Source organism: Paraburkholderia sp. Tr-20389, from assembly GCF_017104565.1.
Taxonomy (GTDB): domain Bacteria; phylum Pseudomonadota; class Gammaproteobacteria; order Burkholderiales; family Burkholderiaceae; genus Paraburkholderia.
Map to the genome: position 1 here is coordinate 118685 of NZ_JAAGPD010000007.1, position 12566 is coordinate 131250.

Genomic DNA, 12566 nt, shown 5'->3' on the forward strand with positions numbered 1-12566 from the left:
ACGCGTCGGCTTTTGTTCGCATCCGTCGACGCAGGGTGCCGCATTACAATAGCGGTCATGACGAAAACCGTGCTGCTTGCCCTCGATACTTCGACCGAATTTTGCTCGGTCGCACTCCTGTCCGCCGAATCCGCCGACGATGCGTCCGCGGCCGAGGCGGACGCGCCTGCTCCGAAGCCGCGCGTGTGGGTGCGCCATGAAGCGACGGGCGCCGTGTCCAGCACGCGTTTGCTGCCCGCCATCCGCGAAGTGTTCGACGAAGCAGGCCTCGCACTCGCCGACTGCAACGCGATCGCGTTCGGCGCGGGGCCGGGCTCGTTCACCGGTTTGCGCACTGCAACGGGCGTCGCGCAAGGACTCGCGTTCGGGCTGAATTGCCCCGTGGTGCCCATCGGCACACTGCTCGCGTGCGCTGAAAGTGCGCGCCTGCGAGATCCGTCGGCTGTGCGCGTGCTCGCGGCGCTCGACGCGCGCATGGACGAGGTCTATTGGGCCGACTACGCATGGGACGAAGTCGCGGGCGAGTGGCGCACGGTACATCCTGCATCGCTGGCTGCACCGGATGCGCTGACGTTGCCGGATCAGCCGTTCACGCTTGCTGGTAATGCCGCGGCTGCCTTCGGCGAGCGTCTGAACGCAACAGCGGCCGCACGGCAGGTCGATCGGGAAGCCGTCCCGCACGCGCTGCCCGTGGCGTTCGCGGCACTGCGTGCATTCCGCGCCGGCCGCACGCTGCCTGCCGATCAGGCCGCGCCGGAATACATTCGCGACAAGGTTGCCCAAACCACGGAAGAGCGCATGGCGGCCAAGGCCGCGCAGGCGCAGTCGGCCGCTGCGTCGCCGGGGCAGCCGGGCCATGCAGGTAGAACAATCCGCTCCGCGCACGACGAGGGCGCGCAATGAGCGGCGTGCTGTTGGCGGACCGCTACATGTCGCCAATGACGGAAGGCGATCTCGACGAGGTCGCGGTCGTGGAGAAACTCGCCTACGAGTTTCCGTGGAGCCGGGGCAACTTCGAAGACTCGTTGCGCAACGGCTATTTCGGCGTGTGTCTGCGGCATGTGACGGGCACGTTGATCGGCTATTGCGTGCTGATGCCCGTCGTCGACGAGATGCATCTGTTGAATCTGTGCGTCGCACCCGTCGCGCAGCATGCGGGCGCAGGCCTCGCACTGCTGCGCGAATCCGTTCGCATCGCCCATAGTGAAAAGCTCGCGGGCATGCTGCTCGAAGTGCGGCCGTCGAACCATCGCGCGATCAAGCTGTACGAGCGCTTTGGATTCACGTCGATCGGCCGTCGCAAGAACTATTATCCGGCGCGGCATCGCAGCCGGGAGGACGCCATCGTCATGCGTTTCAGTTTCGTGAAGGAGGGCGCAGATGGCGCTGCATGAATCCGCATTGGAAGAACTCGGCCTCGCGCCGATGTGGGTGCGCCGCGCGGGCGCACATGACGCAGCCGTCGAGCCGCAGGCGTCGCATGACGATGCCGATGTCGTGGCGGACGTAGCGCAGTCTTCCCCGGCCGCAACGCCCGTCGGTATCGAAGACGTTCGCGTCGATGAACTGGCTCGTGCCGACGCACAGGTTTCAAACCCGGCGCAATCGGATGCAGGCGTTGCAAACGCAGCAAGCGAACCGGCTGCCAGCCGCGAAAGCGCGCGAGCCGAAGTTGACGCCTCGCCCGCCGACGCGCCTCAGTCTCGCCGCGCACCGCCGTCTGCAACCGACGACGTACCGCCGTTCCCCGACGACGATTTCGCGTGGTTCGACGATCTCCCGGCCGGGCCGCCCTCGAACGTCGATGCAAGCACGAACGAGCCCGCGCAGCCGGGCATCGATACGCTCGACTGGACCGCCCTCGAAGCACGCGTCTCGGCTTGCGAGCGTTGCCGTCTGTGCGAGCGGCGCACGAACACCGTGTTCGGCGTCGGCGATCGCGAAGCCGACTGGATGCTGATCGGCGAAGCGCCCGGTGAGAACGAAGACAAGCAGGGCGAGCCGTTCGTCGGCCAGGCGGGCAAGCTGCTCGACAACATGCTGCGTTCGCTCGATCTCGCGCGCGGCACGAACGTCTATATCGCGAACGTGATCAAGTGCCGGCCGCCCGGCAACCGTAATCCGGAACCCGACGAAGTGGCGCGCTGCGAGCCGTATCTGCAGCGCCAGGTCGCGCTCGTGAAGCCGAAGCTGATCGTCGCGCTCGGCCGCTTCGCTGCGCAGAGTCTGCTGAAGACGGAAGCGAGCATTTCGTCGCTGCGTGGACGCGTGCACGAATACGAAGGCGTGCCCGTCGTCGTTACCTATCATCCCGCGTATCTGCTGCGCAGCCTCGGCGACAAGGCGAAGTCGTGGCAGGACCTGTGCCTCGCCCGCGACACGTGGCAGAAGGCCGGCGCAGAAGGAAACGCGGGGGACGCGGCGAAATGACGGAACCCGCCGGGCCGTACGCTTCGTTCGAGGCGCCGTTATCGGCCCGGCTCGACGCTCTGTCTGATGCCGCCGTGCGCGACATCGCGTGGCTGCTGTTCAGTCCCGACCTGTTGCGCGCGCAACCGCCCGCCGGCGTGCTCGCGACGCCGTTCGAATCACCCGATGAAGCCGCCGCCGCGATGGCCTGGCTCGAAGCGCAGGACGCCGATCCTGCCGGTCTGCATCGCCATATCTCGGCGACGCGGGTCACGCGACTCGGCCGCTATGCCGAATGTCTGCTCGCGTGGTTTCTGAAGCACGGCCCAGCCGCGCGCCTGATCGCGGCGAACGTGCCGCTGCGGCGCGCGGGCGTGACACTCGGCGAATGCGATTTTCTCGTCGAGACGCAGGCGGGCAGGCGGCTGCATTGGGAGCTGGCCGTCAAATGCTATCTGCACGCGGGCGACGGCCGGGGCGAGCTGGCCGACTACGTGGGGCCGAATCTGCAGGATCGCTTCGATCTGAAGCTCGCGCATCTGCTCGATCATCAGTTGCGGCTCAGTGCGCGCGAGGAGTTCGCGTCGCTCGGCCATCGCGGACCGTGGGACGCGCAGATGTTCGTCAAAGGGTGGCTGTTTTACCGCAACGGACGCGCCGAACGCGATCCCGTCGAAATCGAGCCGGCGCACGCGCGCGGCTGGTGGACGACGCGTGCTGACTGGCCGGCGTTTTCAGCCGGCCATGCCGACGCGTGGATGCTGTTGCCACGGCTCGAATGGCTCGCGCTGCGCGTGCGTAATACGAGTGATGCGACACATGACACGACACATGATGCGACAAGTGGTGCGGCTCACGCAGCGAATTTCGTATCGGCGGAAATGCTTGCGCAGCAACTCGCGGGACAGACGGGACCGACGATGGTAGCGGCATTCGTCGAGCACGCCGCAGGACAATGGAGCGAGCGCTCGCGCGGCTTCATCGTGCCCAACGACTGGCCCGAGCGGGCCCACGCGTTCGCGCGCCAGCAGACGCGCAAATCATAGCGACACTTCCCGCGCGGACCATCACCCGCGCACTTACCACCAGCGATAGAAATGATGCACGGGTCCGACGCCGTGACCGACGTCGAGCCGCCCGCTCTGTTCGAGCGCGCCCGTCAGCCATGTCTTGGCATCCGAGACGGCGCTTGCCAGATCGTCGCGCTGCGGAATCAACGCCGCAATCGCCGACGACAGCGAGCAGCCCGTTCCGTGTGTGTTCTTGACGGGTACGCGCGGACCGGCGAGGCGCATCGTGCCGCTTTCCTGAATCAGCCAGTCGGGGCTGTCGGCGGCGGCGAGATGGCCGCCTTTCATCAGCACCGCGCGTGCGCCCAGCTTGCGCAGCGCTTCGCCCTGACCGACCATCGCGGCTTCGTCCGCCGCGCTCGACGTGCCGAGCAGCGCGGCCGCTTCCGGCAGATTCGGCGTCAGCAGATCGGCGAGCGGCAGCAGTTCGCTGCGTACGGCATCGACGGCTTCGGGCGCGAGCAGCGCGTGATTGCTCTTCGAGATCATCACGGTGTCGAGCACCACGTGCTTCGGCTGGTGGCGGCGCAACGCATCGGCGACCGCGCGCACGATCGACGCATTCGCCAGCATGCCGATCTTCACCGCGTCGATGCGGATGTCGTCGAACACGGCGTCGAGTTGCGCGGTCACGAAAGCAGGGTCGGGCGTGTGGATGGCCGTCACGCCGCACGTGTTCTGCGCCGTCAAGGCGGTGATCACGCTCGCGCCGTACGCGCCGAGCGCCGAGAAGGCCTTGAGGTCGGCCTGAATGCCGGCGCCGCCGCCGGAATCGGAACCGGCGATCGTCAGGACGTTGGGAATCGGTCGGGTCATGGAGAAGCCTGCAAAGCGGGGCGCGCGTGCTGCGCGCACAGAAGGATGCGAAGAGCGTGCGCGGCGGCGCGTGCGCGTGTCAGTGCCGCGCTTCGCCGATCAGCGACACGGAGTCGAACGCGCGCTGGTTCGCCTGATGACGGCGCATCACGAGCCACATCATCACGCACACGAAGGTGCCGAACAGCACGATCACGATGGCAACGGGCACGTCGAGCCACACGAGCACCGCGTACAGGCACAGCATCACGAGCACGGAGAGGTTCTCGTTGAAGTTCTGCACGGCGATCGAGTGACCGGCAGACAGCAGCACGTGCCCGCGATGCTGCAGCAGCGCATTCATCGGGACGACGAAGAAACCCGACAGTGCACCGACGACCATCAGGAAGATATAGGCGAAGATCAGATAGCCGGGGACGTGCATCCTGCCGAAGTAGATGCCCCAGTGCGACGGGAACAGATGCTTCGTGTAGAAGGCCATCAGCATCACGGCAATGCCCATGATGATGCCGACGGGCAGCACCGACAGCGACTTCTTCAGCGGCACGCGCGCGGCGGCGATCATCGCACCCGCCGCGACGCCCACGGCGACCACGGCCTGCAGGATCGCGCCTTCCGACAGCGACATGCCGAGCGACACTTCGGCCCACTTCAGCACGATGAACTGCAGCGTCGCGCCTGCGCCCCAGAACAGCGTCGTGACGGCCAGTGAAATCTGGCCCAGCTTGTCGCGCCAGAGCACGACGAAACAGTCGGCGAAGTCGGTGATGAGCCGGATGGGACCGTGTTCCTGGCGTGGATAGCGGGCGCCCGTGTCGGGAATGCGCAGATTGAAGAGCGCGGCGATCGCGTAGATCAGGATGATGATCAGCATCGCTGCTTCGGCAGGGGTGTGGATTGCCGGCGGCGTGTGCTTGATGATGTGCGATGCGATATGCGGGCTGATCAGCGCGCCGCCGAGCACGGTGCCTAGAATGATCGAGCCGACGGTCGTGCCCTCGATCCAGCCGTTCGCGGCAACGAGCCGGTCAGGCGGCAGCAGCTCGGTGAGAATGCCGTACTTGGCGGGTGAATAAGCGGCGGCGCCAAAGCCGACGATGCCGTACGCAAGCAGCGGATGCGCACCGATCAGCATCGTGAGGCAACCGACCACCTTGATCGTATTGGTCACGAACATCACACGGCCCTTCGGACGGGAGTCCGCGAAGGCGCCGACAAAAGCCGCGAGCACGACGTACGACAGCACAAAAAACAGCTTGAGCAGCGGCGTCATCCAGTTCGGGGCGTGAAGATCTTTCAGCAGTGCAATAGCAGCGATCAGAAGCGCATTGTCGGCCAGCGAGGAGAAAAACTGCGCGGCCATGATGGTGTAAAAACCTTTTTTCATCTGATGCGATGCTTTCCTCGCTGCGGTCTGTCCGCCCCGGCCGTAAGGTGTGCGTCCGGGCTTATTCCGTTCGAAATGGGTTGTGCGCACGGCTTTATATCACGAAAATAGTCGAATCCCGACTAGCAGAATCCTTGATCGCATTGTCGAGCTTGCCAATGGCGCGTTGCAAACGCGCTGTAAGCTACTGATTCGACAATACCTTTATGAAAATATCCCATGCCGCGCCCAGTCTCAGCCACGATTCATACTGCCGCTCTCGCCAATAATCTCGCAGTCGCCCGTCGCTACGCGCCGAAGTCCAAGATCTGGGCTGTCGTCAAGGCCAATGCGTACGGTCACGGACTCGCGCGGGCGTTCCCCGGTTTGCGCGCAACCGACGGCTTTGGTTTGCTCGACCTCGAAGAAGCGGTGAAGTTGCGTGAATTGGGCTGGGCTGGGCCGATTTTGTTGCTCGAGGGCTTTTTCCGGCCCACGGATATCGACGTGATCGACCGTTATAGTCTGACCACGGCGCTGCATTCGGACGAACAGTTGCGGATGCTGGAAATGGCGCGTCTGTCCAAGCCCGTCAATATCCAGCTGAAGATGAACAGCGGCATGAACCGGCTCGGCTACACGCCTGAAAAGTTCCGGGCCGCGTGGGAACGGGCGCGGGCCTGCCAGGGTGTCGGCCAGATCACGTTGATGACCCATTTCTCGGATGCCGACAGCGAGCGCGGCATCACGCATCAGATGGAAGCGTTCGAGCGCGGCGCGCAGGGCATCGCGGGCGCGCGCAGCCTCGCCAACTCGGCCGCCACGTTGTGGTATCCGGAAGCGCATTTCGACTGGGTGCGCCCGGGCGTGATGCTGTACGGTGCGTCGCCGTCGGGCATGAGCTCGGCGATCAAGGACACGGGCCTGCAGCCCGCCATGACGCTCGCCTCCGAACTCATCGCCGTGCAGACGCTCACGGCAGGCCACACGATCGGCTACGGCTCGACCTACACGGCGCGCGAAGGCTTGCGCATCGGCGTGGTCGCATGCGGTTACGCGGACGGCTATCCGCGTGTCGCGCCGGAGGGCACGCCCATCATCGTCGACGGCATTCGCACGCGGATCGTCGGGCGCGTGTCGATGGACATGATCACCGTCGATCTCACGCCGTGCCCGCAGGCGAGCGTCGGCTCGCGCGTCGAGCTGTGGGGCGCGCAACTGCCCGTCGACGACGTCGCGCAGTCGTGCGGCACGATCGGCTACGAGCTGGTGTGCGCCGTCGCGCCGCGCGTGCCCGTACGCGCCGAGTGACGGAGTCTCGATCGCACTTCCCCTGGCGCACCTCGCTCCACGACATAACGAACAACGACGCGTGACGAAACAAGTTGGCTAAACAGAAAACGTTGTACACCTGTACGGAATGCGGCGGGCAGGCGCCGAAATGGCAGGGCCAGTGCCCTGCGTGTCACGCGTGGAACACGCTCGTCGAAACGGTTGCGGAGTCGCCTTCCGCGCACCGCTTCCAGTCGCTTGCGAAGAACCAGCCGGTGCAGCGGCTCGCCGATATCCAGGCATCGGACGTGCCGCGCTTTACGACGGGCGTCGGCGAGTTCGATCGCGTGCTCGGCGGCGGGCTGGTGGCGGGCGGCGTGGTGCTGATCGGCGGCGATCCCGGCATCGGCAAGTCGACGCTGCTGCTGCAGTCGCTCGCGGAGATCGCCAGCGAGCGCCGCGCGCTCTACGTGAGCGGCGAAGAATCGGCGGCCCAGATTGCGTTGCGCGCGCAACGGTTGTCGCTGCTCGAACCGGGCTCGCATGCCACCGACCTGAAGCTGCTCGCCGAAATCCAGCTGGAAAAGATCCAGGCGACGATTGCCGAAGAAAAGCCCGACGTCGCCGTCATCGACTCGATCCAGACCATCTATTCAGAGGCGCTGACCTCCGCGCCGGGCTCGGTCGCGCAGGTGCGCGAGTGCGCGGCGCAACTGACGCGCGTCGCCAAACAGTCGGGCACGGCCATCATCATGGTCGGCCACGTGACGAAAGAGGGCGCCCTCGCGGGCCCGCGCGTGCTCGAGCATATCGTCGATACCGTGCTGTATTTCGAAGGCGACACACATTCGTCGTTCCGCCTCGTGCGCGCGTTCAAGAACCGCTTTGGGGCGGTCAACGAGCTGGGCGTGTTCGCGATGACGGAACGCGGCTTGCGCGGCGTTGCGAATCCGTCGGCGCTATTCCTGTCGCAGCACGAGCAGATCGTGCCGGGTTCATGCGTGCTGGTCACGCAGGAGGGTACGCGGCCGCTGCTCGTCGAAGTACAGGCGCTCGTGGACGCCGCGAACGTGCCCAATCCGCGCCGGCTGGCCGTCGGTCTCGAACAGAACCGGCTCGCGATGCTGCTCGCCGTGCTGCACCGGCACGCGGGCATCGCGTGTTTCGATCAGGACGTGTTCCTGAATGCCGTGGGCGGCGTGAAGATCACGGAACCCGCCGCCGACCTCGCCGTGCTGCTCGCGATTCATTCGTCGATGCGCAACAAGCCGCTGCCGAAGGGTCTGATCGTATTCGGCGAAGTGGGCCTCGCGGGCGAAATCCGGCCGTCGCCGCGCGGCCAGGAGCGCCTGAAGGAAGCCGCCAAGCTCGGCTTTTCGATTGCGCTGATTCCGAAGGCAAACGCGCCGAAGCAAGCCATCGACGGCTTGCAGGTGATCGCGGTCGAGCGCATCGAGCAGGCGATCGACCGTGTCCGCACGCTCGAATAGCCGGGTTCGGACAACAGCGGATCGCACCGGCTTTCTGGCGTAATCCGCTGTAAATTTCCAAACCTTGGCTGTAACCCAGGTGACTTTCGTTTTCCCTATCCTCGTGAAATGCAATGTCACGAGTGGAAAAGGAAGACGTCTTGAAACAGTCTCATCAATCCTCGGGCGAATTTCTGTCGAATCTGCGCGGCTGCCGTGTGTCGGCACCCATTCAGGGGCCGTGGGGCGGCGGCTGCCGGATCGTCGAGTGGATCGATACGACCGGTCAGATTTCGCGGCGGGTCGTAGCGGAAAACGTGACGGCTGATGAAGTGCGGGAAACCATCCGGCATCACGTGGAGGGTCGCAAGCACCGCCTGATCGATGACGAACGGGAGCCTCGGCAGACCTTGCCGCGCCGCTGAGCCGGGCGCGATCCCATCTGCGAGGCGATCACAGGCCTACTCGGATTCGGGCGTCTCGTCGCCAGCCTGCGCCATCAATGCTTCTCGCACGGCTTCGTTGAACAGCGGGTGCTGGGCGGCCTCCGCCGGCGTCAGCACGGGCGCGACGCAACAATCCAGCGGCACGAACAGCGCCACCCATTCGTCGAGGGGCCGTGTGGCGATCACATCGGCCATATCCTTGATCAACTGCACGGCATCCGGTCCGGCGATCGACTGACCGAGACTCCAGTGGCGCGTCGCCCAGTCCGGGCGGTCCAGCGCCATGCACAGCGTTTCCCAGAATTTAAGTTCGAGTGCGCCGACGGCGAGCCACCGTCCGTCGAGTGTGCGGTACAGGTTGTAGCAGGGCACGCCGCCGTTCAGCAGACTGCTTCCTGCGACGGGCGCCGTGCCGTCGTTGGCGAGCGCCACCTGCGCGACGACGTTGTTCGCATACGTGCAATGCGCCATCGATACATCGACGAAGCGGCCGTCGCCGCCGCGCGCGACGGCCCACAGCGCCGCGAGTATCTGATTGACGGCGGACAGCGCGCCGCCCAGCAGATCCGCAATCTGGAAGTTCGGCAGGATGGGCGCCCCATCGCGCGATGCCAACTGGTCGAGCACGCCCGCATACGCGATGTAGTTCAGGTCGTGCCCGGCGAGTTGGGCAAACGGGCCGTCCGTGCCATAGCCGGAAATCGCGCAATAGACGAGTTTCGGGTTGATCACACGCAGCACGTCATAGCCCACGCCGAGCCTGTCCATCACGCCGGGCCGGAAGCTTTCGACCAGCACGTCCGCTTCGCGCGCCAGCGCCATCAGCACCGTGCGTCCTCCTTCGGACTTCAGATCGAGCCGCGTCTCGCGCTTGCCGCGATTCACCAGCCGGTAGAACGCGCCGGGGCGTCCCGCCACCCGGTCGGCCGTGCTCTGCATCATCGTGCGCGTCGCGTCGCCGGCGCCGGGTGCTTCGATCTTCAACACGTCGGCGCCCATTTCCGCGAGCCGGAGCGTCGCGACGGGACCGGGCAACAGGCGCGTCAGATCGAGCACGCGCAAGCCCTTCAGTGCGGCAGTAGACGACAATGCCCAGCCCTCCATCGATTGCTGGCGCGGCCTTGCTTCCCTGTTGGTTCCTCCGCCGTGGCGAAGGGGCCGTTAGCCGATTTGTTCGAGTTCCTCGTGTGCTTCGAGCCATTCGGCTTCGAGCGTTTCGAGTCGTGCGTTGACATCCGCCTGACGGCGTATCGATTCCGTCAGCTTCGTTTTTTGCTCCGCGGCGTAGCTGGCGGAATCGGCGACGAACGCGTCGAGCGTCGCTTTTTCCGCGTTCAGCGCGTCCATTTCCTTTTCGATCTTCGCGATGCGCGTTTGCAGCGGCTTCTTCAGATGCGCGAGCTTCTGGCGCGTTTCCGCTTCAAGACGCCGCTGCTCCTTGCGATTCACGGAGGCGTCGGCGCCGCCGTCGTTCTCCGCCGACGCGTCGCCCGCCTTGAGCGCGGCGCGCTGCTCGGCGGCATGCTGCAGCAGCCAGTCCCGGTAGTCGTCGAGATCGCCGTCGAACGGCTGCAGCTTGTGCTTCGCGACGAGCATAAACTGGTCCGTGGTCGCGCGCAGCAAATGCCGGTCGTGCGACACGAGGATCAGCGTGCCTTCGAACTGGGCAAGCGCCATCGTCAGCGCGTGGCGCGTTTCGAGGTCGAGGTGATTGGTCGGTTCGTCGAGCAGCAGCAGATTCGGCTTCTGCCAGATGATCAGCGCAAGCGCGAGACGCGCTTTTTCGCCGCCGGAGAAGGGCGCGATGGCGGCCGTCGCCATGTCGCCGGAAAAGTTGAAGCTGCCGAGGAAGTCGCGCAATTCCTGTTCGCGCGTGTCGGGCGCGAGGCGCGCCAGATGCTGCAACGGCGAGTCGTCGGGTCGCAGCGTTTCCAGCTGATGCTGCGCGAAATAGCCGATCTGCAAGCCCTTGCCCTGGCGGACATGGCCGCCGAGCGCTTCCAGTGTGCCCGCGAGCGTCTTGATCAGCGTCGACTTGCCCTGGCCGTTCGCGCCGAGCAGCCCGATGCGCTGCCCGTTCTGGATGGACAGCGCGACGCGCTCGACGATGGGAATTTCGCCACCGTCCGGCGCGTGATAACCGCAGCGCACGTCTTCCATCACCATCATCGGATTCGGCGCGGAGTCGGGCGTGCGGAACTCGAACGTGAACGGCGACGCGATATGAGCGGGCGCGATCAGCTCCATCTTTTCGAGCGCTTTCATCCGGCTTTGCGCTTGACGCGCCTTGGTTGCCTTGGCCTTGAAGCGGTCGACGAAGCTCTGCAGATGCTCGATGGTCTTGCGCTGCTTTTCGTAGGCGCTCTGCTGCAACGCGAGCTGCTGCGCGCGCAGCACTTCGAATTGAGAGTAGTTGCCGCCGTACCGCTTGATCTGCTGGTTCTCGAGATGCAGCGTAACATTGCAGACCGAATCGAGAAATTCGCGGTCGTGCGAGATCACGACCAGCGTGCCCGGATAACGGTGCAGCCAGTCTTCGAGCCAGACGATGGCATCGAGGTCCAGGTGGTTGGTCGGCTCGTCGAGCAGCAGCAGGTCGGAACGGCACATCAGCGCCTGCGCGAGATTCAGGCGCATGCGCCAGCCGCCCGAAAAACTGCCGACGCCCGCACGTGTCTGGTCGAGCGTGAAGCCGAGGCCGAGCAGCAGCGCTTCGGCGCGCGCGGGCGCCGTGTAGCCGTCGGCATCGGCGAAGGCGGCGTGCGCTTCGGCTTCGGCCGCACCGTCGTGCGCGGCGGAGGCGGCCGCGATGCGGGTTTCGATGGCGCGCAGCGCGGCGTCGCCGTCCAGCGTGTACTCGAGCGCGGTCTTGTCGACGGCGGGCGTTTCCTGCGCGACGTGCGCGATCTGCCACGACGGCGGCATGGCAACATCGCCGCCGTCCGCGTGCAGATCGCCGAGGAGGACGGAGAACAGGGTCGATTTGCCCGCGCCGTTGGCGCCCACGAGGCCGGCTTTTTCGCCAGGATTCAGCGAGAACGTGGTCTGTTCGAAAAGCGGTTTCGTGCCGCGCGCGAGACTGAACTGATTGAAGCGGATCACAACGAGGCCGACTGAAAGAAAAACGCTATTTTAGACTGCGCGGCGCAAGCTCAGGCATTGGCCGTTCGGCCAGGTGGCGAGCGGCCTCGGAGCCATTAGACTAACGACATTCCTGGAGGGCGACACATGGCGGACAAGTCTTCGATTTATTCCTTCTCGGCACGCACGCTGGACGGCGAGCCGGTCAGCCTCGAACGTTACGACGGCAAGGTGATGCTGATCGTCAACACGGCGAGCGAGTGCGGTTTCACGCCGCAATATGCGGGGTTGCAGAAGCTGCACGAGCAATACGCGGCGCGCGGACTGCAGGTGCTGGGTTTTCCGTGCAACCAGTTCGGCAAGCAGGAGCCCGGCGACGCGGCACAGATCGGCGCGTTCTGCGAGAAGAACTATGGCGTGACGTTCCAGATGTTCGACAAGATCGACGTCAACGGCTCGGATGCGCATCCGCTCTTCAGGTTTCTGAAGGACGAGGCGCCCGGCGTGCTCGGACTCGAAGCGATCAAATGGAATTTCACGAAGTTTCTGGTCGACCGCAACGGCAAGGTCGTCAAGCGCTACGCGCCCACCACGAAGCCTGAAACGATTACGGACGACATCGAAGCGCTTCTTTAAC

The 12566-nt window shown here is 65.1% G+C and carries 12 protein-coding genes; 8 read left to right on the plus strand and 4 right to left on the minus strand.

Translation table 11 applies throughout. The annotated features are described in order from the left end of the window. Positions 1 to 57 precede the first annotated feature (57 nt). Genes tsaB through G3N95_RS10840 form a run of 4 tightly spaced genes read left to right on the plus strand, consistent with a single transcriptional unit; the run spans position 58 to position 3455 of the window. Positions 58 to 903: a tRNA (adenosine(37)-N6)-threonylcarbamoyltransferase complex dimerization subunit type 1 TsaB gene (gene tsaB / locus G3N95_RS10825; RefSeq protein ID WP_205969984.1), complete on the plus strand. Its 846-nt coding sequence runs from the start codon at positions 58 to 60 to the stop codon at positions 901 to 903. Then, complete coding sequence (rimI, locus tag G3N95_RS10830) at positions 900 to 1394, plus strand: ribosomal protein S18-alanine N-acetyltransferase (protein ID WP_205969985.1); 495 nt, start codon at positions 900 to 902, stop codon at positions 1392 to 1394. The genes tsaB and rimI overlap by 4 nt, the downstream gene beginning before the upstream one ends. Beyond that, positions 1381 to 2430 carry a uracil-DNA glycosylase gene (locus tag G3N95_RS10835; RefSeq protein WP_205969986.1) on the plus strand — a complete coding sequence of 350 codons (1050 nt, stop codon included), beginning with the start codon at positions 1381 to 1383 and terminating at the stop codon, positions 2428 to 2430. Before rimI ends, G3N95_RS10835 begins: the two co-directional genes overlap by 14 nt. After that, positions 2427 to 3455, plus strand: a complete 1029-nt coding sequence (locus tag G3N95_RS10840; protein ID WP_205969987.1) for a DUF1853 family protein — start codon at positions 2427 to 2429, stop codon at positions 3453 to 3455. Before G3N95_RS10835 ends, G3N95_RS10840 begins: the two co-directional genes overlap by 4 nt. 33 nt (positions 3456 to 3488) lie before the next feature. Here the strand turns inward: G3N95_RS10840 and thiD are convergent, their stop codons facing one another. Continuing rightward, entirely contained in the window at positions 3489 to 4295 is an 807-nt protein-coding gene (gene thiD / locus G3N95_RS10845) for a bifunctional hydroxymethylpyrimidine kinase/phosphomethylpyrimidine kinase (protein WP_205969988.1), read from the minus strand. Positions 4296 to 4374: 79 nt separating this feature from the next. Continuing rightward, the gene (gene lplT, locus G3N95_RS10850) at positions 4375 to 5682 is read right to left on the minus strand and encodes a lysophospholipid transporter LplT (RefSeq protein ID WP_205969989.1); all 1308 of its coding nucleotides are present in this window, start codon (positions 5680 to 5682) and stop codon (positions 4375 to 4377) included. 219 nt (positions 5683 to 5901) lie between these two features. Here lplT and alr point away from each other — a divergent pair, with 219 nt between their 5' ends. The 3 genes from alr (at position 5902) to G3N95_RS10865 (ending at position 8827) form a co-directional block, all read left to right on the plus strand. Continuing rightward, positions 5902 to 6972, plus strand: a complete 1071-nt coding sequence (gene alr, locus G3N95_RS10855) for an alanine racemase (protein WP_205969990.1) — start codon at positions 5902 to 5904, stop codon at positions 6970 to 6972. Between the two features lie 74 nt (positions 6973 to 7046). Further along, the gene (gene radA / locus G3N95_RS10860) at positions 7047 to 8423 is read left to right on the plus strand and encodes a DNA repair protein RadA (protein ID WP_205969991.1); all 1377 of its coding nucleotides are present in this window, start codon (positions 7047 to 7049) and stop codon (positions 8421 to 8423) included. A gap of 140 nt (positions 8424 to 8563) precedes the next feature. Further along, positions 8564 to 8827 carry a DUF2866 domain-containing protein gene (locus G3N95_RS10865; protein ID WP_028368467.1) on the plus strand — a complete coding sequence of 88 codons (264 nt, stop codon included), beginning with the start codon at positions 8564 to 8566 and terminating at the stop codon, positions 8825 to 8827. Between the two features lie 36 nt (positions 8828 to 8863). Here G3N95_RS10865 and G3N95_RS10870 read toward each other — a convergent pair whose 3' ends face one another. Further along, complete coding sequence (locus G3N95_RS10870; RefSeq protein WP_205969992.1) at positions 8864 to 9952, minus strand: CaiB/BaiF CoA-transferase family protein; 1089 nt, start codon at positions 9950 to 9952, stop codon at positions 8864 to 8866. Between the two features lie 57 nt (positions 9953 to 10009). Continuing rightward, positions 10010 to 11950 carry an ATP-binding cassette domain-containing protein gene (locus tag G3N95_RS10875; RefSeq protein ID WP_205969993.1) on the minus strand — a complete coding sequence of 647 codons (1941 nt, stop codon included), beginning with the start codon at positions 11948 to 11950 and terminating at the stop codon, positions 10010 to 10012. Between the two features lie 126 nt (positions 11951 to 12076). Between G3N95_RS10875 and G3N95_RS10880 the strand changes: the two genes are divergently transcribed. Continuing rightward, positions 12077 to 12565 carry a glutathione peroxidase gene (locus tag G3N95_RS10880; RefSeq protein WP_205969994.1) on the plus strand — a complete coding sequence of 163 codons (489 nt, stop codon included), beginning with the start codon at positions 12077 to 12079 and terminating at the stop codon, positions 12563 to 12565. Position 12566 lies beyond the last annotated feature (1 nt).